This window comes from Rossellomorea orangium (genome assembly GCF_019334305.1).
In the GTDB taxonomy this organism is placed as follows: domain Bacteria; phylum Bacillota; class Bacilli; order Bacillales; family Bacillaceae_B; genus Rossellomorea.
In genome coordinates, this window is sequence record NZ_JAHWGH010000017.1 from 45,742 (window position 1) to 72,066 (window position 26,325).

Consider the following 26,325-nt stretch of genomic DNA (forward strand, 5'->3'; position numbering starts at 1 on the left):
TTCATTCTCCTTTGACATTGGATTTTTCAATCAGCTTTTCCCGTTCTTTATCGATCGATTCCAATTCAATCCGGGTAAACAATGGTAATGTATTCTCTATCGTTAACTTCAAAGGGAGGTATGCATTCCCCCAAACCGGTTGTTGGGTCATGCCTAACTGTTCCCCGACCTTTGAAGCTGTGAAAGGTAGAAAGGGCTCAAGGATGCTTCTCAGATTACTGATGATATAGATGAATTCTTCGAGCACCTTTCTCCCATCTCCCCTATTTTCTTTCATTATTACCCATGGTTTCTTTTCATCAAAACGTTTATTCGACCACCGAATGAATTCAAATACTTCCTCGAGTCCCTGCCTTGTACTTCCTGCTTCAATCCATTTGCCTACAGAAGTGAATACCTCTTCCACTCTACGTTCTACTATCTCGTCTACACTGGTTACTATTAGGTTGTCACCGAACTCTTTCTTATAGAATTTCACTGTACGTTGAACAAGATTTCCGAGAGCGCCAAGAAGCTCACTGTTATGACTATAAATAAATTCCCTCCAAGAAAAGTCAGCATCCCTCTTTTCAGGTGCGTTGATCGTAAGAAAATAGCGAATGGTATCAGGATGGTAATCGGTTAAAAGATCCTTTAGCCAGACAGCCCAATTTTGGCTCGTCGATATTTTTCTTTTCTCCAATGTCAGATACTCGTTTGAAACGATGTGATCCGGTAATTTCATTTCTTCATTCATGCCCATAAGTATGGCTGGCCATATGATCGTATGAAAAGGAATATTATCTTTTCCATGCACATAATAAGAGACGGAATCTTTATCCCAATATTCGTTCCAATGATCGTTTGCTTCTCCAGCCCATTTCTTGGATGCACTCAAATATCCACACACTGCTTCTATCCAGACATAGATCATCTTGTCACGGAAGCCTTCGAGGGGAACCTCCACTCCATTTTCCAAATCTCTTGAAACCGGCCGATCCTTCAGTCCCTCTTCAAGATAGCGGCTTGTAAGCTGGACGGCATTTTCCCTCCACTTTCCTTTATGTTCATTTAGTAGCGTCTGTAAGGGTTGTTGAAACTTGGAGAGAGCAAAATATAAATGTGTGGTCGTTTTAAGAACCGGTTTATGCCCGCAAAGTTTACAGCTTTTATCTAATAAGTCTGTTGGATCCAATACAGTGGAGCATTGATCGCATTGATCTCCCCTCGCCTTCGAACCGCAGACCGGACAGGTTCCTTCCACGAATCGGTCCGGTAAGAATCGCTGATCGTGAACACAGTACACTTGCTCTATTTCCTTTTCATAAAGCCATCCATTTTCATACAGGAGGGTAAAGATCCTTTGTACCTCCTCATGATGCTGAGGCTGATCCGTTCTGGTATACTGATCATAGCTGAATCCCAGTGATTGAAAGCAGTGGATAAATTCTTCATGATATCGATCAGCTATATCTTCAACCGTCACTCCAACTTGTCTCGCCCGGATTCCAATCGGTGTACCATTACAGTCGCTTCCTGACACATAGAGAACCTTTTTCCCCTTCAACCTATAATAACGGGCAATGATATCCCCCGGCAGCAATGCTGCGATGTGCCCCAAATGCAGGGAGCCATTGGCGTATGGCCAAGCCCCACCTATGAAAACAGTCATATTGTTTCCTCCTCGATATAAATAAAAACCCCTCGTCCTGATAGATATCGAAAGACATCCAAGGACGAGGGGTTAAGCTCGTGGTACCACCTTAGTTTATAGCTTGCTCACGCAAGACTACCTCAACAAGTACGGGGAAGAAAAGCCCTTATACCGTGGCAATGATAACGGACGCCCACCCCCGTTCTACCCTACACCATATTGGTTCGAGTAGAATGCTCCGAGACCATTTTCCTAAGGAAGTACCCTTGCTTCTTTTCAGCTACCGAAGCTCTCTGATAAAGGGACCGACTAAGTACTCTTCTCATCAACGCACAAAGTAATTTGATTATATTATGCCACTATTCAAAAAAAATGCAACATAAATTCTTAGGTTTTATTCACAAGAAATAGTGGAATAGTGAAGGGACGAATCCCTTTTGAAGGAAAAGTGAATAGAGGTGATGTCCCGTTGTTTTCAATTCAAAAGCACTTCAAGCGTCCAAAAGGGTTCCTAGGCTGGTTTGTGGGAAAGGTGATGGAGTTTGATAATCGGAAGATAAATAACTGGTCCATTAAGCAACTGGCCATCCAAAACGGTGAACGCATTCTTGAAGTTGGATATGGTACAGGATACTGTATCCGGCGGATTTCCAAACTCTATCCGGGTTCCTTTGTAGATGGCGTCGATATTTCCGATACCATGAAAGAAACCGCCCAAAGCAAGAATGAAGAAGCCATAGAGAAAGGCAGGGTTCGCCTGTTTGTTCAGGATATCAGTCAATTCGAGTTAAATGATGTTCAGTACGATCGAATCCTTTCCGTCAATAACTACCCATTATGGAATGACCAGAAGCAGGCACTCATCCATTTATACAAGATGCTTAAAACGGATGGCACACTGCTCATTACCGTTCAGCCCCGGGGAGATGAAGAGCGGGACAGCAAAGCTCGAGTCTATGGAGCGGAGATTTCACAGGCTTTACAGAACACCGGTTTTAAAAATATTACTGTTTCCTATAAAGATGCGAATCCTTCACTGACTGTCTCCGTTAAAGGTGTAAAATAATTCATCCTGCCAAGTAAACAGCCGACCCTATAAGGATCGGCTGTAGATCTTTTACTCCTCGGTGTTGCTCTCGTCTGTATTACTTTCTTCATCCATGTTCTCTTCTGTTCCTGTGTCATCTTCTGTGTCGCTGCTGCATCCGGCTGCAAAAGTTACTACTGATAGTGCTGTCATTAACATTAATAACCACTTTTTCATACTTTTCATTTTAATAGCCTCCTGTTATGATGCTTTGTTCAACTACATCTCTATCATACTGATTTTTTAGAGTATTAGAAGACTATTTACCTTTATTTAACATTCATTTAGACTCTGTTCATCAACTTCTACATTTATTTACAAAATGGATGTTTTCACGCGTGAAAAATCCCCTTCGATGCCCCGATTAATTCCTTGATTTCATCAAATGAGCCTTGCTGAATAAGGTCTATGATCTTACTTCCAACCACTACCCCATCACAGTTTTCACTCATGCTGCGAACATGATCAGGGCTGGATATCCCGAATCCTGCCAGAACCGGAACCGGACTGTTGCTCTTAAGCTTGTTTAAATGAAGGGATATATCCTCTGCAAATCCCTCTCTTGTTCCTGTAATTCCATTAATCGTGACCGCATAGAGGAATCCTTCTGTTACAGAAGCCAATTCTTTCACTCTTTCCAAAGGACTGGTGAGTGTTGCCAACTGAATGATTGCAACTTCCTTATCTCGGGAAGATGCTTTAACCAATTCGTAATGCTCCAGCGGCAGATCGGGAATGATTACTCCGTCAACACCGGCGTTTTTACAATCCCCAAAGAAGCGTTCTACACCATATTTATATATTGGATTAATGTAGGTCATAAAAATCAGGGGGATCCCGATTTCTTCTCTTCGTTTCTTTAATACATCGAACACCTTTCGAAGTGTAGTGCCCTTCTCAAGCGCCCTTTTACCCGCTTCTTGGATCGTCGGTCCATCGGCGACTGGATCTGAGAATGGAATACCTACTTCAATGGCTGTCGCTCCAGCTTCTTCCAACTTCTTTAAAGTTAATATCAACGTTTCAATGCCACCGTCTCCCGCCATTACATAGGGAATGAACAGTTTATTACCCCGTTTCAATTCGGCTTGAAGGGTGTTTTCCAGAAATGTCTTACCCATGCTGACTACCTCCCAATAATTCTTTTACTTGTTCAACGTCTTTATCCCCTCTGCCTGATAAACAAATGACGATCGATTGGTCCTTTGTCATGTCTTCCGCTATTTTAACCGCATAGGCAACGGCATGGGAGCTTTCTAGAGCTGGAATGATCCCTTCGGTCTGAGATAATTGTTTAAATGCTTCGAGCGCTTCACTGTCGGAAATGGAAGTATAACGGACTCTGTCAATCTCCTTTAAATAGCTGTGCTCAGGTCCCACACCAGGATAGTCAAGACCAGCTGAAATGGAATGGGCTTCCTGTACTTGCCCTTCTTCATCCTGAAGGAGATACATCATGCTTCCATGGAGGATTCCGACGGATCCTTTCGTTAAAGTGGCTGCATGCTTTTCTGTTTCAACACCGCTTCCGGCTGCCTCGACACCGTATAAGTCGACTTCTTTGTCTTCAATAAACGGATGGAACATCCCAATGGCATTGCTTCCACCCCCGACACATGCCACAATGGCATTCGGGAGACATTCTTCTTTTTCAAAGAATTGTTTCTTTGTTTCTTTTCCAATAACACTCTGGAAGTCCCTGACCATCTTAGGAAATGGGTGTGGACCTAAAACGGACCCCATGATATAGTGGGTGTCCTCTACATTGGCAACCCAGTAACGCAGCGCTTCATTGACGGCATCCTTCAATGTGGCACTTCCCTGGGTGACACTGATTACCTTTGCTCCGAGCAACTCCATTCTGAATACGTTCAGCTTCTGCCTGCGGATATCTTCCGCTCCCATGAAAATGACACAATCAAGGTTCAATAGAGCACATACGGTGGCGGTTGCGACCCCATGTTGGCCTGCTCCTGTTTCCGCTACCACTTTTCTTTTTCCCATCCGTTCAGCAAGCAGGGCCTGACCAATGGTGTTGTTGATTTTATGTGCACCGGTGTGATTAAGATCTTCCCGCTTAAGATAGATTTTGGCTCCTCCTACCTGCCTGCTAAGGTTTTCTGCAAAGTAGAGAGGATTTTCCCTTCCTACATAATCCTTTAAGTAGCTCTGCAGCTTCTCTTGAAAATGTTCGTCATTGATTGCTTCATCGTAAGCGGCTTCAAGCTCCTGTACAGCTTTCATCAATGATTCAGGAACGAACCTCCCACCGAATTGACCGAACAGTCCTTTCTGATCTGGTTGCGCATATAACATTCTTCTTCCTCCGTTCACTATTTTCATTTTATTCAAGCACCGATTTTACTTCCTTGATGAATGACTCTATCTTTAAGCGATCCTTTTCCCCTTCGGTTTCAACCCCACTCGAGACATCCACCATATAGGGACGGACCTTGATGATGGCTTCCCTTACATTGTCCGGATTTAATCCTCCTGCAAGAATCAGATGCTGGGGAATATTGATTGAATGTGCATAATCCCAATTGAAGGTGGTGCCATTGCCTCCACGATGGGGTCCCTTTCCGCTATCCAACAAAATCATTTCACCAGGAAATCCCTCAATCCCGTCTATATCTTTTCTTTCCTTCACCGAAATCGCCTTGATAAAAGGAAGATTGAGAGTTTCACAGAATTCCACTGATTCATCTCCGTGCAGCTGCACATAATCGAGCTGAACGAGATGAAAGATTTCTTCCATTCTTTCTTTTGTTTCATTTACAAATACACCGATTTTCAATAGGTCTGGAGAAACGGCTTTGCTGATCTCGGCCGCTTTCTCCACATCGACTTTCCTTTTACTATCGGCAAACACGAACCCTATCGCATCAGCTCCCGCTTCTAATGCCCACTCGGCTTCTACCTGCCTCCTGATGCCGCAGACTTTGACTTTCGTCATTTCATCTCACCTTTTTCAACTTGGAGAACTGTGAGGGTAGCTGCTGGATCTTTACTCCTCATTAACGTTTCCCCGACGAGGATCCCTTGTGCCCCTGCGTCTTTCACTCTCCTTGAATCCGACTCATCCCTGATCCCACTTTCACTTACGAGGACGACTTCCCTGCCCTTCACCATCGATGCCAGAGATTCTGTAATGAGAAGATCCACTTCAAAGGTTTTCAGGTTACGATTATTTACTCCGATGATCGTAGCACCGAGTTCTAAAGCTTCTATCATTTCTTCCTCATTGTGAACTTCTACAAGAACCTCCAGTCCAAGATTTGTGGCATAACAATATAATTCTTTCATCCTGGTGAAATCCAGGGCCGCCACAATTAACAGAATCACATTCGCCCCTGCATCCCTGGCACGATCGATCTGGATTTCATCAATGATAAAATCTTTACATAAAATCGGGATCGAGACGGCTCTTCGAACATTTGCAAGATCCTCCATTCTCCCTTTGAAAAATGGTGTATCCGTCAGAACAGAAATGGCGCATGCTCCAGCTTCTGCATAGATAGCGGCTTGTGACACGGGATCCACTTCAGTTCGAATATCTCCTTTAGATGGAGAAGCCCGTTTGATTTCTGCTATCACCTGAAGTGACGAAGCGGATTTTAGAGTTTCATATAATGAATGGTTGTGGGTGCCTTGATACTGAAAGGTAGTATATCCGAATTGTTTTAACTCCTTCACTTCTTCATTCTTCTTTTTAATGATGGTTTCTAAAATGGTTGCCATTCAAATCACCAACTTTCTTCGTTGTCGACTATAGTGTACAAGGGATGCGAGCGCTTCATTTGCCCGTCCGGTTTCTATACTTTCCCTAGCCAGTTTTACACCTTCTGCAAAGGTCGAAGCTTTACCATGGGCAACTAAAGCAATTCCTGCGTTGAATATGACCGTATCAGTATAGGCTCCTTCTTTTCCTTGTAAGACGTCCTGTAAGATACGGGCATTCTCCCTTGCATCTCCTCCTTTTATCTCTTCAAGGGTATAAGAAGGAAGCCCGACCTCGTCCCCGGATAGCGTAAATGAGCTGATTTCACCATCCTCCAAAAGGACAAGATGATTTACACCTGCAAGGGACGCTTCGTCCATGTAATCCGCCCCATTCAGAACGATTGCCCGCTTTCTTCCCAATTCATGTAAAACATTTGCCATCGTTTCAAGTTTATCTCTTCTATACACCCCGACAAGCTGTGTTTCCAATTGAACGGGATTCGTTAATGGACCAATCAGATTAAAGATGGTCGGGATTTTCAATTCTTTCCGGACCTTCATGATTTTCTTTAGCCCTGAATGGATATGGGGGGCATAGAGGAAGGCGATATTGGTTCCATTCAGAAGATTTTCCACTTCATCTTCCCCGAAGTCCAGGGATACGCCAAGATGTTCTAATACATCAGCACTGCCAGTTTTGCTCGATATGCTCCTGTTTCCGTGCTTTGCCACTTTGACGCCTGCTCCCGCTAATACGAATGCACTCGTCGTGCTGATGTTAAAACTCTGGGAACCATCTCCCCCTGTTCCACAATTATCCAGTACACCTTTCAACGTGCTTTTTACCGGCAGAGCCTTCTCTCGAAGCACTTCAACCAGGGCTGTCATTTCCTCCACCGTTTCTCCCTTCATCTTCAACAGCGTCAGGAAACATGCGATTTGACTCTCGGTCGTTTCCTCCCTTAATAATTCCTGAACAGCTCCTCTCATCTCATCTTTTTCTAATGAATGACCGTCAGATAGCTTTTGCAGATAGTTTTTCACGGTTATTCCCCTTTCTCATCTCGTCTATAAAATGCTGTATGATTTTCTTGCCCGTTTTCGTCCCGATCGATTCAGGGTGGAATTGAACCCCGTACAATGGATATTTCATATGCTTGATGGCCATGATCTCCCCGTCATCCATAGAATGGGCAACCTCTTCCAGGGGAGCTTTCAACGTCCCTTTCTTAATCACCAAAGAGTGATATCTCATGACTTCAAGTGGTTGAGGCAGATATTCGAATACTCCGCTGCCATTGTGTTTGATGAGGGAAGTCTTCCCGTGCATCACGTTATCGGCCAATTCAATAGTTGCCCCAAAGGCGGCGCCGATCGCTTGATGACCTAAGCATACCCCCATAATCGGCACACTAGAGTGAAGATTCTGGATAATGGAGATGCAGATTCCCGCTTGTTCGGGCTTTCCCGGTCCCGGTGAAAGGATGATACCTGAAGGATTTAGTTTCTTGATTTCTTCAAGTGAAGTTGCGTCATTCCGCCTGACAACCACCCTCTCTCCAAGCTCTTCTATATATTGATACAGGTTATACGTAAATGAATCATAATTATCAATGAGTAAAATCATCCTGTTACCTCCAATAATGATTTTGCCTTATTCAGCGTTTCTTCATATTCGCTTTCAGGATCTGAATCATATACGATACCTGCACCCGCCTGAACATTGGCAATGCCATCTTTCAGGACCATTGTGCGGATGGCCAGGGCAAAGTCCAGATTCCCGTTGATCCCGATATATCCAACCGCTCCCGAGTACACTCCTCGCTTTGTCGATTCAAGTTCATTGATGATCTGCATTGCCCTGATTTTCGGTGCCCCGCTGACCGTCCCTGCCGGCAAACAGCTTGTTAATGCTTCTAAAGGGGTCACATCACCTTTCAATTCTCCTTTTACCTCTGAAACGATGTGCATCACATATTTATATCTTTCGATGGTTAAGTATTTGGATAAATGGATGGAGCCGACTGTACAAACCCTGCCTAAATCATTTCTGCCCAAGTCAACGAGCATTCGATGTTCGGCAATTTCCTTTTCATCTGACAAAAGTTCTTTCTCCAGCTCCAAATCTTCAGAACTTGTTGTCCCTCTTCGCCTTGTCCCTGCAATCGGATTTGTCGTTATTTCGTCACCCTGGACTTTCAATAGACTTTCCGGTGAAGCACCCAAAACGATGTAGTCTTCGAAATCAATAAAAAACATATAGGGTGATGGATTTGATTTTCTCAAGCTCCTATAAAATGAAAATGGTTCACCAGAAAATGGAGCCTGAAGTCTTTGCGAAAGTACCACTTGAAAGATCTCTCCTTCAATAATGGATTGCTTTGCCTTCTCCACCTTATTCATGAATTCCTCTTTCGACGTTTGAGCACGAAAGCTGAGGCGGTCAAGTTTTTCTTTATGTGTGTGTAAATACACACCGGTAAGTTCATTCTCAAGCTTCTTGATCTTATCCTCCAGTTCCTCTCCTTCCCCCCCGGTCCATTCATCCATCACGACGATAAATACTTTATGCTCTAGATGATCGAAGACGATGACCTTTTCATAGAACATAAGGTGGATGTCCGGCATTTCCATTTCATCAGATGGAGTCTTTCCGATATCCTCATACTGCCTGATCACATCGTAACCCAGGTACCCGATCCCTCCACCAGCAAAAGGAAATGGAATATCCTTTTGCTGGTGGGGGATAAGATGTTGAATGATCTTTATCGGATCCCCCGTCCGCTCTTCTACCTGATCTGAAGACGTTCGTTTGATCTGTACGTCATTTCCGTATGCCTTGCATTCTAAAAATGGATCGCTTCCTACAAATGAATATCGTCCGGATTGTTCATGTTTGAGGGAACTCTCCAATAAAAACTTTTTCTTGCCCTCAAGGGATTGAAAGAGTGAGATAGGTGTATACATATCACCATTCAATTCTTTCACCATATAATTCAATTCCTGCTGTTTCATTATCTTTTTGCCTCCAATTCTCCACCATAAAATCCCATAAAAAAAGTCCCCTATGAACAGAAAAATCTGTTCATAGAGGACGATGCTGACCGCGGTGCCACCTCTATTGGGATATAGATCTATATCCCCTCTTGTTTCAAGTACGGGGTATATCACCCGATACTCTATCCTATTAACGGTGGAAATCCGTATGATCCTACTTCATTCAGATCATCTCTCATAAGTCCATTCCAGACAAGCTATCATGCTAAGGTCTCACTATCCTTAACTCCCTGTTAGGCATCACTTGAATGTACTCCTCTTATTCAACGATTTATCACTATGTAATTATAAAAAAAGGGCATCCCTATCCTAATCTTTTTCATAAAAAAGAAAGGACGGGATACCCGTGGTGCCACCTTTGTTGACTGCCTCGGCAGTCCACTCAATCGTATCGAAGCACAATGCTTTTAATACGCGTCTTTTGTAACGATAAGACATTCGCCAAAGCCTACTCCTAACGTTTCGGTTTGGAAGCTCGGAAGTCCATTCCCTATGACCGTTCACACTGGTTCACACCAACCACCAGCTCTCTGCAGTGTCGATTATAGGTACTCCTCTTCGTCAAAGCCAATCGCTCATTTAATTAATTGTTTATTATACTAATCTCTTTTTATCACGATGTCAACCATTTCTCAAATAAATTATATTCAACATTGTGGTTAATGGTTCACACTATGGAAATCATCATCGAATCGCAAACCGGCCGATATCCGATTTCTATATAGATCTTGTTGGACGTGGGATTATCCAGGTCCGTATACAGGGAACAGAAAGAATGATCCTTCAATAAAAGGCGGCTGAGTTCGGCTACAACAGAAGATGCATATCCTTTTTTCCTGAATTCTTTAGGGGTATAAGCAAAATTGACAGTAATTCCATTTTCCGTTCTTCTTGCCCCCCTTGCCATGGAAACAGGCTGGCCGTCCACTTCCCAAAAGAAAACATATGCTTCCTTCTCAATCATGTCTTTCGCCCTTTTCAGCGATTCGTCTCCTGACATAGATACCACTTCTGTATCGGCGACAAATTCACTGATCCATTTGGCCAACAACCTCTCCTGACCAGAGCATACGGGAACCATTTGTCCCTCGCTAAGCGGGATATCTTTCACCTTATTCAATTGATACACACGCTGGTTCATGCGGATACTGGTACTCGCTCCCGTAACGTGACTCCACTCCCGAGTCAATTGAAGCGCCGTTTCCTTTTCGGCAACAAAACCTGGAATCGATAGATGAACATCCTCACAGAAGTCTTTGAGTAGTATTGTAATTCCTTTAATCTCTTCTTTTTCTACTTTCAGAGTACTGACAAGGTAATGGGGTGGCGTCATGATGAATGATCCCACCACCAAGCCGGATTCATCTTCCACTAAAAGAAGCAGTGGGTCTTTATATTTGTCACTCGTTTTCATCGTATTCAATAAGCCCAATGGCAGGTTATTCGCCGCCTCATCCTCCATTAACAGGGAATGTACCTTATCGTAGAAGGCAATTGGATCCTTGAACTGTGTCAGCTTATACATATTATCACCCCAACACAACATTCGACATGTTCTATGATAATTCCTGCTTTATTCAGGAAGCTTTTTCCCGGTAATGGAGTGAAAGACATGGTAACCACTGACAGATACTCCGATGGTCCCTGCACCAGGAAACACGGAATCACCACAAACCCAGATGTTCTTAAGTGGCGTCCTGTGGGAAAGGCTCTTGAAGAGGGCATACTCATTGGTTTGGGGGAATCCACCAACAATTCCCCCGGGTCGACCTGTGAATCGTTCCCACGCCTTAGGCGCACCTGGGTAGAGTTCTACAATGCCTTTTCTGATAGAAGGTATGACCGCCTCTATTGAATCCAGCATCTTCTCTTGAAGCTGCTCCTTATAGCAATCATACTTCTCTTTCGTATTCCAATTGTTTAAACTCGTATGTGTGGAAACGGTCAAGGTCCTGAATCCTTCTGGGGCACGATTCCGATCTTCCGGATGCGACCATGACAAAAATAGATGGTCCCCTTCCGTCATATTCCCATTTTGAATAGTACAAACTTGTGAAAACAATGGAAGATCATCCGGCAGCACTTCTTCTTTCAGTAATATGTAAAGTGACATCGTCCCCCACACCGCTTCGAGATCTTTTCCTTTCAGATAGTTTTTCAATTTTGCACCATATTTTGAAGGAAACAGACTTTCAAGGGCTTGCACCGGTACGTTGCATATGACGTGTTTTGCCCTGTATTCATTGCCTCTATGATCACTTACTACCCACTGTTGATCTTGATCATCGCGGTCAATATCGACCACCTTCCTCCCCAAAGAAGCGTTGACACCGACAGATTCTGCTGCGTTGACAAGCTTATGGGCAATCTGGTAAAGCCCGCCTTCGAGGTAAAAGGCACCTTCATGATAGATATCCAGGGCCAGGCATCCCAACAACAATGAACAATGATCGCTCCCCACCTGCATACTGTCAATCAGCTGCCCATCAATAAAGTGTTTAAAGGAAGAATGATCATGTAGATTGTATTTCTTCAGTAAGTGAGACATCGATTCTTTAAAAAATGGAAGAAGGGTCAATGATCTTGGACGCAGACTTACAACGAGTTCCAACCATTCTCTCATTGTTTGAGGCGGTAAAGCCGGAAGCGCACCCATTAATTTCCGTATTTCCTTTGCAATCCTGTACACTTCCCTGAAAAAATGGCTGATTTGATTTGCTATTTCTGGGAATGCTTTCTTTAATTCATTCACATGAATTTCCCGGTTCCGATGAAAAGTCAGGGTATGATCAGGAAGATGGACTTCCATCACCCTCTCAAGCAGCAAATGAGGCGGGAATTCAATTCCCAGGTATGTAAAGATACGCTGATGAATACCCCCTTTTTCAAATCCCATGCCAAGGGTCGCCCCGACAGGAAACAGTGCTTTCCCCCGTTGGAACTTACCTGCACATCCTCCCCATTCCCGGGAGGCTTCAAGTAGTTGTACATGATAACCTGCACTTCCAAGGAGGGCTGCAGCGGTCAGCCCCCCAATCCCTCCTCCGACAACGACAACCGTGTTTTCCATCCTTCTTCACCCAATCCGTCATTTGTTACTATCCAATGTACTCTTTTGTCGTTGTAAACACAAAAACGGATGGGTCGGTTAAACCCATCCGTTTTTATGTTTCGATTGAGTGGCCAGAGATACCGATACGTACATGAAGAAGGAGATGATAATCGGAAAGATGACCGTATGCATATCCAGATAGTTCGGGGCAAAGCTATGGAATGAAACATATGCCAAAAGCCCGGAAATCATGGAAGAAAGCGCTCCCGGACCATTTCCCTTTTTCCAGTACAGGCCTAAAACAATTGGCCAGATGAACACCGCTTCAAGCCCCCCAAACGAAAACAAATTGAGCCAAATGATCAATTCAGGCGGACTTAATGCCATAAGAAAAACCAGAATCCCTGTTACACTCGTCACCCAGAAGCTAATTTTCTTAATCTTTTTCTCTTCTGCATCCCTATTGATGAAATTCATATATACATCTTTTACGATCGCTGACGATACAATCAATAGCAAAGAATCCACCGTCGACATGATCGCTGCCATTGGGGCTGCCAGTACAATCCCCGCAAGCCATGGTGGAAGCACTTCAAGCGCAAGTAGTGGCATGACTTTGTCCGCCACTTCAATTCCCGGCACGACCGCTCTTGCAAGTACACCGATGAGATGCATGCCAAGCATGATCGAACCAACGACAATCGTACCGATGATCAAAGCCCTGTGCAGGGAACGTGAATTTTTATAACTCATGGCCCTTACAGCTACTTGAGGAAGTCCAACGACACCCACTCCCACTAAAATCCAGAAGGAGGAAATATACCTGGCACTCAGTTCACCGTTCGGTCCATGAGGACTTAATAAATTTGGGTTTTCAGCCTGCAATTCAAGCATGATCTTTTCCATGCCCCCACCTGCCACGATGGTAGCAACGAGCAGGATGATGGTCCCTCCTAGCATGACAACTCCCTGGATTGCGTCAGTGATGGCAACTGCACGGAAACCGCCTATTATGACATACACAAGCACAGAAACAGCAAAAAGGAAAAGTGCCGCTTCATAGCTCAATCCCGTCAACGATTCAATAAGCCGTGCGCCCCCTACCCACTGGGCAATCATGGCTGAAAATAGAAATATGATGATACTGATTGCAGACAGGATCGTAATCTTATTACTCCCATACCGCCCCTGTAAATAATCGATTAATGTAACGGCTTTATACTTTCGTGACATGATGGCAAACTTTTTCCCCAGAATGAGGAGGACAAAGTATCCAGTCACCACCTGACTCATGGCAAGAAGCACCCATGATAAACCATATGTATATGCAGCGCCCGGACCACCGATGAAGCTAGAGGCACTTCCGTATGTGGCGATCATCGTCATCGCAAGGATGAATCCTCCGAGTTCACGGCTCCCGAGGAAATACTCCTGTACAAATGATTCTGATTTACTAACATTTCTTGCTGTATAGATTCCTACTATGAAAATCAAAATTAGAAAGGCAAATAAAGGTATCAAAGCCATACTATTCATGATCATCATCCTCCTCGTCAAAAGGAATATCAGTCAGAAGGAATTTAACGACAACGATCACCAATATGACCATAAGGAGAAATCCCATGATGCAGCTATAGAAGAACCATGCAGGCATACCAAGGATCCAATCGTAATCTGAAACAGGCTGCTCCCCGATCCCGAAAGCAAAGCCATACCACCATAAAAAATTTATAAGAACGAGTGCAATACCAATCAATGCTTCGTGGTTGGCAATCCGAAACCGTTTATCGTCTTTATCGTTCACTTCCCTTTTTCCCTCCTTTAAATAAACATCCTCTAACAATTTACGACAGGATTATAGGAAATGCAAGAAAAAGACAGGCCTGAAGCAACTGCTTCAGGCCTGTCTTTACGAACTAATAAAAGGGGGGTTTTCATGAACCATTCTCTCTAGTATGAAAGAGGGGGAACTCTTTTGTTTAATGAGAATGATTTTCAATATCATTGTAATGTCTGTATTATTAAAAGTCAACAAAAAAGAATGAATGTTTATAGGAAAATTCTGGTGAATTGCAAAAAGAATTGTGGTAAAATTCTAAATTGTACTCACTCTTAAAGAGATAGAAAAGGGGGAATCATTGTGAGAACAAAATTAAAAGCTTTTGGAATACCAATCGTCTTAGTTCTACTATGCATAGGAGCGCTTTTCTTCCATCAGCTGCAGAATGTCAAACAACAGCCGGATCCCGATTGGAGCAGGTCCATTCCATTGGACTACAGTTCCGAAGTGCGTCCGCTTACTTTTTTTGGTGAAGAAGGACTATTCCTTGCAAGCAACGGGGAGGTCGTTCAATATTCTTTCGATGAGAGTATGAACCCTAAGAAAGAAAGCACCCTTCACACCAGTGTAACCCGTGGTAAGCCGTTCTGGACAGACGGCCAAAAGGTTATACAAGTAAAAGGGGAAGAGTTAACTTCCATTGAGAACGGTAAAGCAAGAACCATTGATGAAGAAGTGACAGGAATCAGCACGTCACCTAATTCCATTCTTTACTGGAAGGGTGAGGTCCTTTATTCTCTTTCTCCTAAAGATCTAGCTACCAAGGAAGTTTTCAGGTTCAAAGGTGAGGTAAAGGATGCGTTTATTAATAATGGCGGAAGTGCCATCATACAGATCATGAAGGATGATACACACTCTCTCCTTTACTTCATGAACGAAGGATTACAATTGGTGAAGAGTCCCTTCTCCTTAGTCAATTCAGCAACGAACCAACATATGACTGGCCTGTCTTTTTCAACGGCAGATGATCAATTAATCGTTTTATACAATGAAGAGATGAGGTCTCAAGGAACTCTTTCCTATAAGATCTTTAAATTGAAAACACCGATTGAGGAAATTGGAACTTCGATGATCAAGCCTTCAAAACTGGAATTCACGAACGAACAATCAGGATTTAAGTTGCAAAGCCCGAGATCGGTACAGTTCGCTTCCATTGATGAAAAGCCATCCATCCTCTTTACATCCGAGAGTCATAGGGTCGGAGGGCAGAATGCCATCAGCCTATATGTAGCTCCATTCAACGATTCTACTGAAATTGTGGCTTCGCCAGTCAGTACAACCAAGCATTTTACCTATTCACCCATCCAACTGTCAGACGAGAGTATCTCATGGCTGGACTATGACGGTGATTATTACGAGTTATTCGGTGCATCAAAAAATGAACAAGCGATAGCCAAGAGTACGGAGTGGTCAAAACGAAGTGTCAAAGAAGCGATAAATAATGCTGTACTTATGCTATTCAGCAGCTTGATCACCGTTTTGGTTTCGTTTTATTGGGTTCTTCCTTCCCTTTTTGTACTGATTCTTCTTTATATGTTCAAACCGAATATTTTTGAAAAGGAAGAAATCAATTGGGTGGAATATGCTTCCATCATCCTTTTCATTCTCATGCCTTTGACGTTCATCAGTAAAGCCATGGGGGATTATTTCTATTTTTCTGCTCCGGCTTACCTCACCTTCTCTGGAAGTGAGTACGTTCTGTTATTGGTCATAAGCGTCCTCACTGCGCTGCTTTGGAAGGTGGGGAGAGACCCTGATTGGGGGACATTCGGAGGTGTCTTTTACTTTATGGGGATTTATATTCTCCTTTATGTAACCTCCATCGGACCATATATTTTTAATTTGTTTTAATAGTAAAACGCTCAGGTATAGGAATCCTGAGCGTTTTTACGTTCTATTCTTCTTCTCTCCAATGTTTCCGTTTGTAGAAGTACATATAGATCGTGATGCATAAAGTCAACCATGCACCCCCGGCAGTGAATCCTCCAAGTATATCGCTCGGGTAATGGACTCCAAGATACACCCTGCTCAGTCCTATTAATAAGACGAGGATCGCCACGACGATCACACTTACCCATTTGTATCGTTTACGATCAAAGGCACGGAACAGAATGAATGCAAGTGAGCCATAGAAGATAAATGAGCTCATGGAATGCCCACTTGGAAAGCTGTATCCTCCCTGTTGGATCAACGCCTCGATATCAGGTCGATCCCGTTTGAATATCCACTTTAATAACCCATTGAATCCGGCCCCTGTAACAATCGTAATCGCTACGAACAAAGCAAGTGGATACTTTTTTTGAAACAAAAGGATGAGTACCACACATATGGTAAAAACCGTGATACCCTTTATTCCGCCTAAAAAGGTGATGGACGTCATGATCTCCGTTAATTTATTTGAAATCGTCCCCCTGACGATCTCAAATACTACATCATCAAATTGGGCGATTTCATTTTCCTTCCATTCTTCCACGATGGATACGAATCCCCACGTGAATATGATAAGACATAACAGGGATACAGCGACAAAGACGGTTTGTTCAATTCGTTTCTCCTTCAAAGCTTCTCCCTCTCTCTAATACTCGACTCCTTATCTACTGAGCTTTTTTCTTTGAAGTCGTTTTCTTTTTCGTTGTTTTCTTTTCCTTTTTTGGCTTGGACGAATCAATGGACGCTTGGAGCGCCGCCATTAAATCCGTCACATTTTCTTTTGGTTCTTTTTCTTTGGATGTGACCATTTTTTCCCCTGTTTGTTTGGATTCAATCAATAGACTCAATCGTTCTCGATACTTGTCCTTATAATTCCCAGGCTCAAATTCAGTCGTCAATTGATCGATGAGCATTGTGGCAGTCTGAAGCTCTTTATCGGTAATTTCATCTTTCTCAGGAACGTTCGGTACATCACCGGTCCCTCTTACCTCATCAGGATAATGTATGGTTTCCATGACGAGCGTCTGTTCATATACCCGAACAATTGAAAGCTGCTCCTTCGATCTCATGGTGATTTTGGCAATCCCTACTTTACCTGATTCCTGTAACGCCTTTCTTAACAGGGAATATGCTTTCTTCCCGCCATCATTGGGAGAAACGAAATAACTTCTATCAAAGAATATCGGATCGATTTCCTCTATTTTAATAAAGTCGACAATTTCAACAGCTTTATCACCGCTCGCTTCTTTCAGCTCTTTCAATTCCTCATCTTCCAGTACGACAAATTTACCTTTCGTCACCTCAAAGCCTTTCACTATATCGGTTTGATCCAACTCCTTTTCACACGCAGGACAAACTTTCTCATACTTGATCGGTGTATGACATTCTTTATGAAGTGATCTCAGCTTGATATCCCGGTCTTCTGTAGCGGCATGAAGTTTTATGGGGATGTTCACCAGCCCAAAGCTGATGGAACCCTTCCAAATGGTATGCATATCTTTCAATACCCTCCTTTATATAAACTAATCCCTTATTCATATCATTTAGTTACCTAACTCTCTTCATCCCCCTAAACATCTGGAAATAAATCACTACAAATAAGGACACACTACTACTAAAAATCAAGGTGACAAATATGAAACCGATGCTCCCTACTTTACGTCCTGATTTACCAGCGGAAGGAACGTGGCATTACGAAGTGAAATATGATGGATTTCGAGGGATTCTATCCATACTCTCCCATGATGAGATCACTCTTGAAAGTCGGAATGGAAAAGATCTTCTTCACCATTTCCCTGAAATCAAAGAACAAATCCAATCATTACTGAACAATAAGAATTTTCCCGCTCCCCTTATTCTGGATGGTGAGATCGTGTTATTACGCTCTTCCTTCAGTACCGAATTCCATGAACTTCAAGTGAGGGGCAGGATGAGAAATACTCAGAAAATACATCGCGAAGCTACCAGGAGACCTGTTACATTTCTAGCATTTGATTTGCTTCAGTTTAGACAGGATTCCTACATTAATGAGCCATACCTAAAGAGAAAAGAGAAACTGAGAGAAGTGTTTGTACAACTGAAATTACCTTTGGAACCCTCTCCTTCTCAGCTTTCCTCCATACAGATGGTCCCTCATTTCAGAGACCTGAGTGAGATCTGGGAACGTGTAGAAAAGGAAGAAGGGGAAGGGGTTATCGCCAAAAGGAATGACAGTAAATGGGAATCAGGAAAACGAAGCACGAATTGGATCAAAAGTAAAAATTGGAAGAGGTGTCAATGTTTTATCACTGCACTGGACGAGGATAATGATTATTTTCATATTGGTGTATTCCATGACCAACATATCGTGTCGATTGGATTATTTCACTTTGGTCTCTCACCTGAAGAGAAAAGGGTTGTAAAAGCAAGCATTAAACAAAATTATACAGAGAAGAGACACTCCCTGATGTATATAGATCCGGCCATAACCGTGGAAATCTCCTATTTGAACTATCATGAAGGACAACTCCGGGAACCACATTTTAAGCGGTTCCTATTTTCCACTGCACCGGAAGATTGCACATTCGAACAATTTAAGAAAGACGAAGCCTCACTTCCCCGTGAAGTGGATATCACCCACCCTGAGAAGGAATTGTTTCGGGAAGTTCAAATGACAAAGCTGGATTACATCCGGTTTCTTCGAAAGGTATCACTGATGATTTTACCATTTATGAGGGATCGCCCTTTGACCTGCATTCGGTTTCCACATGGTATCTTTGGTGAATCCTTTTACCAAAAAAACACTCCCGACTATTCCCCTGAGTTTGTCGAAACATATGAAGAGGATGGAATTCACTACACCCTATGCAATAATCTTGAAACGTTGATATGGCTTGGAAATCAACTGGCACTTGAATTTCACATTCCATTTAAAAAAGCGAATGAGAACACTGTCAGTGAAATAGTATTTGATTTAGATCCTCCAACGAGAGACCATTTTCAACTTGCGGTCAAAGCAGCAAAAATCATGAAGGAATTATTCGACGGATTGAACTTGCATAGTTTTGTGAAAACGTCTGGCAACAAGGGGCTTCAAGTCTATATCCCCCTTCCTGCCGGCTACACATGGGAAGACACCGGTCTATTCACTGAATTCATTGCCCACTATCTGGTGACCAATTACCCCGATGATTTCACGATTGAACGTTTAAAGAAGAATCGGAAAGGCAGACTGTATGTTGACTATATTCAGCACGGGGAAGGCAAAACCATCATTGCACCCTACTCATTAAGGGGAAACGAAAAGGCCTTAGTCGCCACTCCCCTATGGTGGGATGAAGTAAACGGGGATCTTCACCCTGAACATTTTACGATGGATGTGGTTTTGAGGAGAATACAACAGAAGGGATGCCCGTTTAATCGGTTCGAGACGGTAAAAACAGACCAGCCATTTCAGAAGGTGATCGACTTCTTGAAGAACAGGGCCAAACATTAAGAAAGAGGGTGCCCCTATCTAATATGGGGAACCCTCTTTACTATTTTGGAAAGTCATGCACTCATGAACACTTTGCTTTCAACGATGGATTTAGCATGATTTTGAAGAAGTTCATAAGTTGCTTCTTCCGTAAATGCCTGTCTGGACACTTCATGAAAATCCTCGGGATGTGAAATCGACAATTCAATTTGAGATTGATACAGATACGTTGCATTCCCGATTAACTCCATATTGTATTGTCCTTCACCCAATTGGTTCACAATAACACGGACTTTCCCTCCGTTATTGTATACTTCGATCTCTTTACCGAACTCATTCTGTTCCAGCAGGCACGTCACCAGACTCGAAGCAGACATTGCTGTTCCACATGCGTTTGTAAAGCCAACGCCTCTTTCAAACGTCCGCACATAGATGGAACCTTTTTCCAACGGGTGAACAAAGCTCACATTGACCCCATCAGGGAAAAGGTTGTTTGGTCCATTCACCGTCTCAGAAATGTTCTTCTGCTCATTCGAGAGAATATGCTCTGTGCCAACAACACTGATTAAATGAGGATTCGGCACTGCTAGGGCAGAGAATATCAAGCGATCTGATATCTCTGGAATGCTCTCATTTAACAATGTTTCACGATCCATATTCATCGGCAGTTGATTTAATCCAAAAAGGACAGGAGAAATTTCCACATTATACGTCGGGATGTTTTCAAATATTGACTCCTGTGATGACACCCGGAGATTGGCTTTCATCGTTTGGATAATAATGGATTCCTTGTCCAGGAGTTCGCATACATAGCGTCCCACACACCGCAGGCCATTGCCGCACATCGATGCCTCGGAACCATCTGCATTAAAGACCCGCATTCTGGCATCGCAATTCTCGCTTGCTAATACAAATAGGATGCCATCAGCCCCAAGAGACGATCGGCGATCACATAATGCAAGGGCAAGGTTTTGTCTTGCTTCATCGGTAAAGTCATTGCCATTCGTCATTTCATCAATAAGTAGAAAGTCATTCCCAGATCCATGACATTTAATTAGATTCAAGTCCATCGTGAATCCCTCCACGGTAATTTACTAGTAAACTATTCATAATAGTCTTAGCTTGCCACAAACAAGCTCATTTCGCAATCATCTTCCTCTTAATTTGATAAAAGAAATAAACATGGACGATTATCAGTTGATTTCCCAACTTTCTTTCGAGACAATGAATATGGTGATGTTTATGAAAGAAGAATACCATTTTCGCTTTCAGGTCCGAGAGGTAGTTGAAGCCTTGGATGAAAACCAATCCAGGGATGTGACCGTTTTAGCACGGATACGGAATGACAAAAAAGACCTCATCCATGAAGGTCTCTTTAGAGTACGCTTTAATAGCATCGGGGTTTACCCATCCCCCGCCGATGTAGCGGGGCAAATATCTTCCAGGCATCTGCAGCGCGTTCTTCTGGTTGAGCTGAAGCGATATATCAAACCTCAGAGGAAATATTTGTCTCCAGGGAAGTATAAACCCGTATGGTAAGCTATCTCAACTCCGATAATTCATGTGTCAGGAGCTCTTCCGTCCATTTGCAGGAGTGATGATAGCTTTCCATCACTACCCTCTTGTCTAACTTCAATTCTTCCATAATGGTTTCGGTCCCTGCCCAGTCCGCCTTCTCTATATAGACGACGAGTTCGAGTATCTCTTTTAGATCATTCCGGGAACCGGTTAAAGCATCACAGATATCATCGTTCAAAGGAAGATCCTTTAGAATTTGATCGATTGGCATGGATAAGATGGTTTCCATTAAAGAAAACATCCCCGTCAGGAAATAACTCGATTTCAAGGGTGCACGATCATGTTTTTCTGCCACTAATTCACACATTTTAGCCCTCGTCAAACATAAGGTGATGACCTCATTTTCCAGCTGCTCTTTTTTACGCGCCTGTTCCCTGACTGCCAATACATAGATCCAGCGTTTGATTTCAACAAGTCCTAGCAAGACAATGGCCTGACGAATCGAGTGGATCTTATGTTTCGGTCGATAGGCAGGAGAGTTGATCAGTTTCAACAGTTTATACGATAGTGAAAGGTCCTGCTCAATCAACTGACTGATCCTGTCAATGCTCGGTTCAGACATTTCAAGGCTCTGAATGATCGAGTAATAAGAATGAAAATAAGTTGGTACATCATGAGTGGCAATGATCTTCGGCTTACTGAAGAAATAACCCTGAAAATAATGATATCCCTTCCTCATCGCTTCTTCGTAATGGTTCATGGTTTCCACTTTTTCAGCAAGAAGCTTATAATGAAGTAAATGGGAGAGTACCTCGATACTTCCCCTTTCGTACTCCGTTGTATTCATGAAGTCCACCTTCACATAATCTGCGAGTTTCATCAATTCCCTGCAAAAAGGGTTGAATTCATTAAATATGAAATCATCTAATGCAATCATATAGCCCAAGTCTTTTAACTGCTGACAAACCAACACCACTTCGGCACTCGGAACTACACTCTCAAGAATCTCAACGACGACCTCCCTCGGGTTAAAGTAAGTCGGAACTCTCAATTTAAGAAGATTTTCTGTAAAATTAATAAAGCAGGGCTTACCGGCTGATAAGCTTTCAAGCCCGATATTCAAATAACTGTTTATGATGACATCCGCGGTTGCCTGATCCCCGTCGATATCAGGAAATATATTCAATTCATTGTTTCTGTAAAGAAGTTCATAGGCGACCGTTTCTTGATTACGATCAAAAATGGGCTGCCTGGCTACAAATACTTCCATCAAGATCACCCCTGCTTTACTCCTGATCAACATATCTTATTAATAGTCAAAAAGATTCATATTTCCCTACAATAGTAACAAGAAACGTGCGGAAAGTCCATGTAATTTGACAATAGTTGTAAAAATATGCGGGTGAGGAGGCTCGCCCGAACGTCCGTGGAAAGCAGGTCAGTTCCCTTCACCCTCCTGCACCATACTTAAATGACAGAGCATCGTAAATCTTAGTTTGTATGCGAATAGCAACAATCTTTGCGAAAACAGTCAAACAAAAAAAGCCCATCAACATGATCTGCATCATGTTGATGGGCAACTCCACTTGAATCCTTATCCGCTTCAATGAATTGAATGTACAAAGAAATTCATAAGAAACAGTGCAGCAATGATATATAAAGGAATGGATACTTCCCGTGCCTTACCTGTAGCCATTTTCAACACCGGATATAGAATAAAGCCGATGGCGATACCGTCCGCAATACTGTACGTGAACGGAATCATCGCAATGATGAAAATAGCAGGAAACGCCTCTGTCAGGTCACGAAGATCCATATGTCGGATATTTTGGATCATCAAGCCTCCGATGATGATAAGGATCGGAGCGATGGCATGATACGGTATCCACTTTAAATACGGGATGAACATCACAGAGCCTAAAAATAATACTCCCGTTGTCAAACTCGTCAATCCCGTACGGCCTCCAGCCGTCATGGCTGCAGCGCTTTCCACCGTTGAGACTGTTGGACTCGTCCCGAAGAACCCCGAGGTAAATGCAGAAAATGCATTAGCTTGAAATGCTTTGGGATATTTATGAGGTTGACCGATCATATCCGTATGCCCGTGAATGAGACCGATGTTTTCAAATACCAATACCATCGTCACTGAGAAAACCGCAATCCAGAACGGGATTTCCATTATGGCACTGAACGATATCTGGCCGAAAACTTGGCTGTATTCACTCAAATGAAATGAGTTCGATTGTATGGACGGCTCGATTCCAAAGATGAATCCAAGTAATGTACCAAAGGCAATACTCCATAAAAATTGCCCTTTTACATTGCGGATGAAAAGAAAAATCGTCACCAGAAATGTCAGCACGGTCGCCAACACCTTCAATTCCCCAAAGTCACCAATCATGATAATGGCACTGTCCCCTCTTTGGATGAGACCACCCTTTTCAAGACCGATAAACATCAAAAACATCCCTAAACCAACTGTAATGGCTTCTTTTAATGTTTGGGGAATGGCTTCCGATAATACTTTTGAAAGCTTGGTAAACGCAATGATCATAAAGAGTATTCCTGAAATCACGATAACCGCTAAAGCTTCCTGCCATGAAAGGCCAGAAGATTTTACGAGCGTAAATGTAAACATTGCATTAATCCCCATGCCTGGAACCAGAAGGATCGGTGCATTCGCCCAAAAGGCCATCACCAAACACCCTACGAAGGAAGCAAGTATCGTTGCCATGACCGCTCCTTCAAATGGAATTCCAGCTTCTGAAAGAATTAAAGCATTCACAGCGATGATATAGACGATTGTAAAATAACCAATCGCACCAGCCATCATCTCCTGTTTCATCGTGGTACCGTGATCCTTTAACTGAAAAATACCTCCACGTGCTTTCATATAATAATCTTCCTATAAAACTGCCCTCTCCCTACCCGCTCCTCCCGATATTAGGGGAGCCACAAAATACTATTTTAGCAAAAGGTCTGACGTTTGCCAATATGTATTTTTGTGGGTAAATGCATGTTTATCTTTAATTTTTAACAATACATGAAGTGTGGGTGTTCATATCTAGCTGAAATTCAGCTGGATATGTTTTTACTCCATTAAGGGGAATCCGGCCGAAACTGGATAGAATTAATCGACTTTTAGTAAAAATCGAGCCTGTTTCGTGAAGAAACCAGCCGAATTACCTGCTATTCCAGCCGTTCCCGAGTAAAATTCAGCCAATTAACAAATAATTCCATAATCTCCACTCACTGAAGCACTTCCAACTTGTCTGCCAAAATCAAAGCACCACCGACAGGTCCGGCCCTCAAAAAAAGCCTCCCATATAGGAGGCTCATTAATGAAGTCTTATTTGTCTATTTCACGGATCAGGTTTGCCATTTCGATGGCTGATACTGCAGCTTCCCAACCTTTGTTCCCTGCTTTAGTGCCGGCTCTTTCAATGGCCTGCTCAATTGTGTCTGTCGTTAAAACACCGAATATGACTGGAACATCTTCCTGCAGGCTTAGATTCGCCACTCCTTTTGCCACTTCACCGCTTACATATTCAAAATGCGCGGTTGCTCCGCGAATGACGGTCCCAAGTGTAATGACAGCGTCATATTTTCCTGAGCGGGCAAGCTTCTTGGCGATCATAGGTATTTCAAATGCACCGGGAACCCATGTGACAGAGACATTGTCTTCTTCCACTCCATGTCGCTTTAACGCGTCTTCCGCCCCGCCTAAAAGTTTGGAAGTAATGAATTCGTTGAATCGTGAGACGACAATCGCAACTCTTAATCCTGATCCTACTAAATTACCTTCATAAATGGTTTTCATTTTATAATCCTCCTAAAATTTAAGTAAGTGACCCAACTTAGCGTGCTTTGTTTTTAAATACTTTTCGTTTTCGAATTTCGCCGGCATTTGAATCGGTACGCGGTCCACGATCTCCAGGCCATATCCGTTGATCCCGGCAATTTTTCGCGGATTATTGGTCAATAGGCGCATCTTTGTTAATCCTAAATCCCTTAAGATCTGTGCTCCGATTCCATATTCCCTCAAATCATCGCCAAAGCCCAGTTTTTCATTGGCTTCGACGGTATCGTAGCCTTCTTCCTGGAGCTTATAAGCCTTTAATTTATTGATCAAACCAATTCCCCGGCCCTCTTGCCTCATGTAAAGGAGTACTCCTTTACCCTCTTCCTCAATTTGTGTGAGAGCTGTGGCTAGCTGGGGACCGCAATCACATCGATTGGAGCCGAATACATCACCTGTCAGGCATTCCGAGTGAACGCGAACGAGCACCTCTTCGTCCCCAGTCCATTCACCCTTTACAAGAGCGATATGCTCTTTCCCGGTAATGTTTTCTGTATATGCGACTGCTTTAAAGTTTCCGAATTCGGTTGGAAGTTCAATCTCCACTTCCCTTGTCACAAGTTTTTCATTTTTTCTTCGATATCGGATCAGATCTTCAATAGAGATGATCTTTAAATCCCATTTATCGGCTAGCTTCATTAATTCAGGAACCCTCGCCATCGTTCCGTCCTCATTCATAATCTCACATATGACACCCGATGGTTCTGCACCAGACAGAACAGCCAGATCGATGGCGGCTTCTGTATGGCCGGCCCGCTTTAAAACGCCGCCATTTTTGGCGACTAGGGGAAATACATGCCCCGGCCTTTTGAAGTCTTCAGGTGCTGACGCTGGATTCAATAATTCCCGGATGGTCGCCGATCTTTCGTAAGCACTGATCCCGGTCGATGCCGATTTATGATCAACCGAAATAGTAAATGCAGTTCCGTGCGGATCGGTGTTTAACGTTGTCATCGGTGAGAGCTTCAACTTTTGTGCGAGATCTTCGGTAATCGGGGCACATATCAAGCCCCTTCCTTCCTTCGCCATGAAATTGATGACATCAGGTGTCGCTTTATCGGAGAGTGCAATAAAGTCCCCTTCGTTTTCCCGATTTTCATCATCGACGACAATTACGACCTTACCAGCCTTCAAATCTTCAATTGCTTCTTCAATCTTGTTAAACATGGGGCA

General features: G+C 43.1%; 24 protein-coding genes and 3 other annotated features. Of the genes, 4 read left to right on the forward strand and 20 right to left on the reverse strand.

Translation table 11 applies throughout. The annotated features are described in order from the left end of the window. Position 1 precedes the first annotated feature (1 nt). Positions 2–1,651 (reverse strand): methionine--tRNA ligase, encoded by a 1,650-nt coding sequence (gene metG, locus KYJ26_RS14875; protein ID WP_219168177.1) that lies wholly within the window; start codon positions 1,649–1,651, stop codon positions 2–4. Positions 1,652–1,708: 57 nt separating this feature from the next. Then, positions 1,709–1,971 (reverse strand) — a binding site (T-box leader). Positions 1,972–2,102: 131 nt separating this feature from the next. Between metG and KYJ26_RS14880 the strand changes: the two genes are divergently transcribed. Continuing rightward, positions 2,103–2,699 carry a class I SAM-dependent DNA methyltransferase gene (locus KYJ26_RS14880; protein WP_219168178.1) on the forward strand — a complete coding sequence of 199 codons (597 nt, stop codon included), beginning with the start codon at positions 2,103–2,105 and terminating at the stop codon, positions 2,697–2,699. A gap of 51 nt (positions 2,700–2,750) precedes the next feature. On the opposite strand, the gene KYJ26_RS14885 is transcribed toward KYJ26_RS14880, so the two are convergent. From KYJ26_RS14885 to KYJ26_RS14940, 12 genes are all read right to left on the reverse strand, one after another. Beyond that, positions 2,751–2,906, reverse strand: a complete 156-nt coding sequence (locus tag KYJ26_RS14885) for a hypothetical protein (protein ID WP_171050748.1) — start codon at positions 2,904–2,906, stop codon at positions 2,751–2,753. Positions 2,907–3,052: 146 nt separating this feature from the next. Continuing rightward, positions 3,053–3,841 carry a tryptophan synthase subunit alpha gene (gene trpA, locus KYJ26_RS14890; RefSeq protein WP_219168179.1) on the reverse strand — a complete coding sequence of 263 codons (789 nt, stop codon included), beginning with the start codon at positions 3,839–3,841 and terminating at the stop codon, positions 3,053–3,055. Continuing rightward, positions 3,834–5,036 carry a tryptophan synthase subunit beta gene (trpB, locus tag KYJ26_RS14895; protein ID WP_219168180.1) on the reverse strand — a complete coding sequence of 401 codons (1,203 nt, stop codon included), beginning with the start codon at positions 5,034–5,036 and terminating at the stop codon, positions 3,834–3,836. Before trpB ends, trpA begins: the two co-directional genes overlap by 8 nt. A 28-nt stretch (positions 5,037–5,064) precedes the next feature. Further along, positions 5,065–5,676: a phosphoribosylanthranilate isomerase gene (locus tag KYJ26_RS14900; RefSeq protein ID WP_219168181.1), complete on the reverse strand. Its 612-nt coding sequence runs from the start codon at positions 5,674–5,676 to the stop codon at positions 5,065–5,067. Then, the gene (gene trpC / locus KYJ26_RS14905; protein WP_219168182.1) at positions 5,673–6,461 is read right to left on the reverse strand and encodes an indole-3-glycerol phosphate synthase TrpC; all 789 of its coding nucleotides are present in this window, start codon (positions 6,459–6,461) and stop codon (positions 5,673–5,675) included. Before trpC ends, KYJ26_RS14900 begins: the two co-directional genes overlap by 4 nt. Beyond that, positions 6,462–7,487, reverse strand: coding sequence for an anthranilate phosphoribosyltransferase (gene trpD / locus KYJ26_RS14910; RefSeq protein WP_219168183.1), 1,026 nt, complete (start codon positions 7,485–7,487; stop codon positions 6,462–6,464). Continuing rightward, positions 7,459–8,070 (reverse strand): anthranilate synthase component II, encoded by a 612-nt coding sequence (locus KYJ26_RS14915; RefSeq protein ID WP_219168184.1) that lies wholly within the window; start codon positions 8,068–8,070, stop codon positions 7,459–7,461. Before KYJ26_RS14915 ends, trpD begins: the two co-directional genes overlap by 29 nt. Continuing rightward, positions 8,067–9,458: an anthranilate synthase component I gene (gene trpE, locus KYJ26_RS14920; protein WP_219168185.1), complete on the reverse strand. Its 1,392-nt coding sequence runs from the start codon at positions 9,456–9,458 to the stop codon at positions 8,067–8,069. Before trpE ends, KYJ26_RS14915 begins: the two co-directional genes overlap by 4 nt. Before the next feature lie 72 nt (positions 9,459–9,530). Further along, positions 9,531–9,776: a binding site (T-box leader), on the reverse strand. A gap of 52 nt (positions 9,777–9,828) precedes the next feature. Beyond that, positions 9,829–10,074, reverse strand: a binding site (T-box leader). A 93-nt stretch (positions 10,075–10,167) separates the two neighbouring features. After that, positions 10,168–11,025: a GNAT family N-acetyltransferase gene (locus KYJ26_RS14925; protein WP_219168186.1), complete on the reverse strand. Its 858-nt coding sequence runs from the start codon at positions 11,023–11,025 to the stop codon at positions 10,168–10,170. 48 nt (positions 11,026–11,073) lie between these two features. Further along, positions 11,074–12,570, reverse strand: coding sequence for an FAD-dependent oxidoreductase (locus KYJ26_RS14930; RefSeq protein ID WP_219168187.1), 1,497 nt, complete (start codon positions 12,568–12,570; stop codon positions 11,074–11,076). A 78-nt stretch (positions 12,571–12,648) separates the two neighbouring features. Then, on the reverse strand, positions 12,649–14,088 hold the full coding sequence (panF, locus tag KYJ26_RS14935; RefSeq protein ID WP_219168188.1) for a sodium/pantothenate symporter: 1,440 nt from the start codon (positions 14,086–14,088) through the stop codon (positions 12,649–12,651). After that, positions 14,081–14,356, reverse strand: a complete 276-nt coding sequence (locus tag KYJ26_RS14940; protein ID WP_219168189.1) for a YhdT family protein — start codon at positions 14,354–14,356, stop codon at positions 14,081–14,083. The genes panF and KYJ26_RS14940 overlap by 8 nt, the downstream gene beginning before the upstream one ends. Before the next feature lie 336 nt (positions 14,357–14,692). Here KYJ26_RS14940 and KYJ26_RS14945 point away from each other — a divergent pair, with 336 nt between their 5' ends. Further along, positions 14,693–16,243, forward strand: coding sequence for a hypothetical protein (locus tag KYJ26_RS14945; protein WP_219168190.1), 1,551 nt, complete (start codon positions 14,693–14,695; stop codon positions 16,241–16,243). 43 nt (positions 16,244–16,286) lie between these two features. Here the strand turns inward: KYJ26_RS14945 and KYJ26_RS14950 are convergent, their stop codons facing one another. Both KYJ26_RS14950 and ku read right to left on the reverse strand, forming a co-directional pair. Then, entirely contained in the window at positions 16,287–16,952 is a 666-nt protein-coding gene (locus KYJ26_RS14950) for a phosphatase PAP2 family protein (RefSeq protein ID WP_219168191.1), read from the reverse strand. Positions 16,953–16,986: 34 nt separating this feature from the next. After that, complete coding sequence (gene ku, locus KYJ26_RS14955) at positions 16,987–17,817, reverse strand: non-homologous end joining protein Ku (RefSeq protein ID WP_219168192.1); 831 nt, start codon at positions 17,815–17,817, stop codon at positions 16,987–16,989. A gap of 140 nt (positions 17,818–17,957) precedes the next feature. Between ku and KYJ26_RS14960 the strand changes: the two genes are divergently transcribed. Beyond that, positions 17,958–19,796: a DNA ligase D gene (locus tag KYJ26_RS14960; protein WP_219168193.1), complete on the forward strand. Its 1,839-nt coding sequence runs from the start codon at positions 17,958–17,960 to the stop codon at positions 19,794–19,796. Between the two features lie 53 nt (positions 19,797–19,849). On the opposite strand, the gene dapF is transcribed toward KYJ26_RS14960, so the two are convergent. Continuing rightward, positions 19,850–20,845, reverse strand: a complete 996-nt coding sequence (gene dapF, locus KYJ26_RS14965; protein ID WP_219168194.1) for a diaminopimelate epimerase — start codon at positions 20,843–20,845, stop codon at positions 19,850–19,852. Positions 20,846–20,957: 112 nt separating this feature from the next. Between dapF and KYJ26_RS14970 the strand changes: the two genes are divergently transcribed. Beyond that, complete coding sequence (locus KYJ26_RS14970) at positions 20,958–21,314, forward strand: hypothetical protein (protein ID WP_219168195.1); 357 nt, start codon at positions 20,958–20,960, stop codon at positions 21,312–21,314. Position 21,315: 1 nt separating this feature from the next. Here KYJ26_RS14970 and KYJ26_RS14975 read toward each other — a convergent pair whose 3' ends face one another. The 4 genes from KYJ26_RS14975 to KYJ26_RS14990 form a co-directional block, all read right to left on the reverse strand. After that, a complete protein-coding gene (locus KYJ26_RS14975; protein WP_219168196.1) occupies positions 21,316–22,563 on the reverse strand; it encodes an EAL and HDOD domain-containing protein in 1,248 nt (415 codons plus the stop codon). Positions 22,564–22,896: 333 nt separating this feature from the next. Beyond that, positions 22,897–24,186 (reverse strand): NCS2 family permease, encoded by a 1,290-nt coding sequence (locus KYJ26_RS14980; protein ID WP_219168197.1) that lies wholly within the window; start codon positions 24,184–24,186, stop codon positions 22,897–22,899. Between the two features lie 456 nt (positions 24,187–24,642). After that, positions 24,643–25,113: a 6,7-dimethyl-8-ribityllumazine synthase gene (gene ribH / locus KYJ26_RS14985; protein ID WP_219168198.1), complete on the reverse strand. Its 471-nt coding sequence runs from the start codon at positions 25,111–25,113 to the stop codon at positions 24,643–24,645. A 12-nt stretch (positions 25,114–25,125) separates the two neighbouring features. After that, entirely contained in the window at positions 25,126–26,319 is a 1,194-nt protein-coding gene (locus tag KYJ26_RS14990) for a bifunctional 3,4-dihydroxy-2-butanone-4-phosphate synthase/GTP cyclohydrolase II (RefSeq protein WP_219168199.1), read from the reverse strand. Positions 26,320–26,325: the final 6 nt, after the last annotated feature.

Coding starts and splice junctions, on each gene's coding strand:
- metG (WP_219168177.1), bottom strand. CDS start 1,651: ATGACTGTTTTCATAGGTGGGGCTTGGCCATACGCCAATGGCTCCCTG.
- KYJ26_RS14885 (WP_171050748.1), bottom strand. CDS start 2,906: ATGAAAAGTATGAAAAAGTGGTTATTAATGTTAATGACAGCACTATCA.
- trpA (WP_219168179.1), bottom strand. CDS start 3,841: ATGGGTAAGACATTTCTGGAAAACACCCTTCAAGCCGAATTGAAACGG.
- trpB (WP_219168180.1), bottom strand. CDS start 5,036: ATGTTATATGCGCAACCAGATCAGAAAGGACTGTTCGGTCAATTCGGT.
- KYJ26_RS14900 (WP_219168181.1), bottom strand. CDS start 5,676: ATGACGAAAGTCAAAGTCTGCGGCATCAGGAGGCAGGTAGAAGCCGAG.
- trpC (WP_219168182.1), bottom strand. CDS start 6,461: ATGGCAACCATTTTAGAAACCATCATTAAAAAGAAGAATGAAGAAGTG.
- KYJ26_RS14915 (WP_219168184.1), bottom strand. CDS start 8,070: ATGATTTTACTCATTGATAATTATGATTCATTTACGTATAACCTGTAT.
- trpE (WP_219168185.1), bottom strand. CDS start 9,458: ATGAAACAGCAGGAATTGAATTATATGGTGAAAGAATTGAATGGTGAT.
- KYJ26_RS14925 (WP_219168186.1), bottom strand. CDS start 11,025: ATGTATAAGCTGACACAGTTCAAGGATCCAATTGCCTTCTACGATAAG.
- KYJ26_RS14930 (WP_219168187.1), bottom strand. CDS start 12,570: ATGGAAAACACGGTTGTCGTTGTCGGAGGAGGGATTGGGGGGCTGACC.
- panF (WP_219168188.1), bottom strand. CDS start 14,088: ATGAATAGTATGGCTTTGATACCTTTATTTGCCTTTCTAATTTTGATT.
- ku (WP_219168192.1), bottom strand. CDS start 17,817: ATGCATACCATTTGGAAGGGTTCCATCAGCTTTGGGCTGGTGAACATC.
- KYJ26_RS14960 (WP_219168193.1), top strand. CDS start 17,958: ATGAAACCGATGCTCCCTACTTTACGTCCTGATTTACCAGCGGAAGGA.
- dapF (WP_219168194.1), bottom strand. CDS start 20,845: ATGGACTTGAATCTAATTAAATGTCATGGATCTGGGAATGACTTTCTA.
- KYJ26_RS14970 (WP_219168195.1), top strand. CDS start 20,958: ATGGACGATTATCAGTTGATTTCCCAACTTTCTTTCGAGACAATGAAT.
- KYJ26_RS14975 (WP_219168196.1), bottom strand. CDS start 22,563: ATGGAAGTATTTGTAGCCAGGCAGCCCATTTTTGATCGTAATCAAGAA.
- KYJ26_RS14980 (WP_219168197.1), bottom strand. CDS start 24,186: ATGAAAGCACGTGGAGGTATTTTTCAGTTAAAGGATCACGGTACCACG.
- ribH (WP_219168198.1), bottom strand. CDS start 25,113: ATGAAAACCATTTATGAAGGTAATTTAGTAGGATCAGGATTAAGAGTT.
- KYJ26_RS14990 (WP_219168199.1), bottom strand. CDS start 26,319: ATGTTTAACAAGATTGAAGAAGCAATTGAAGATTTGAAGGCTGGTAAG.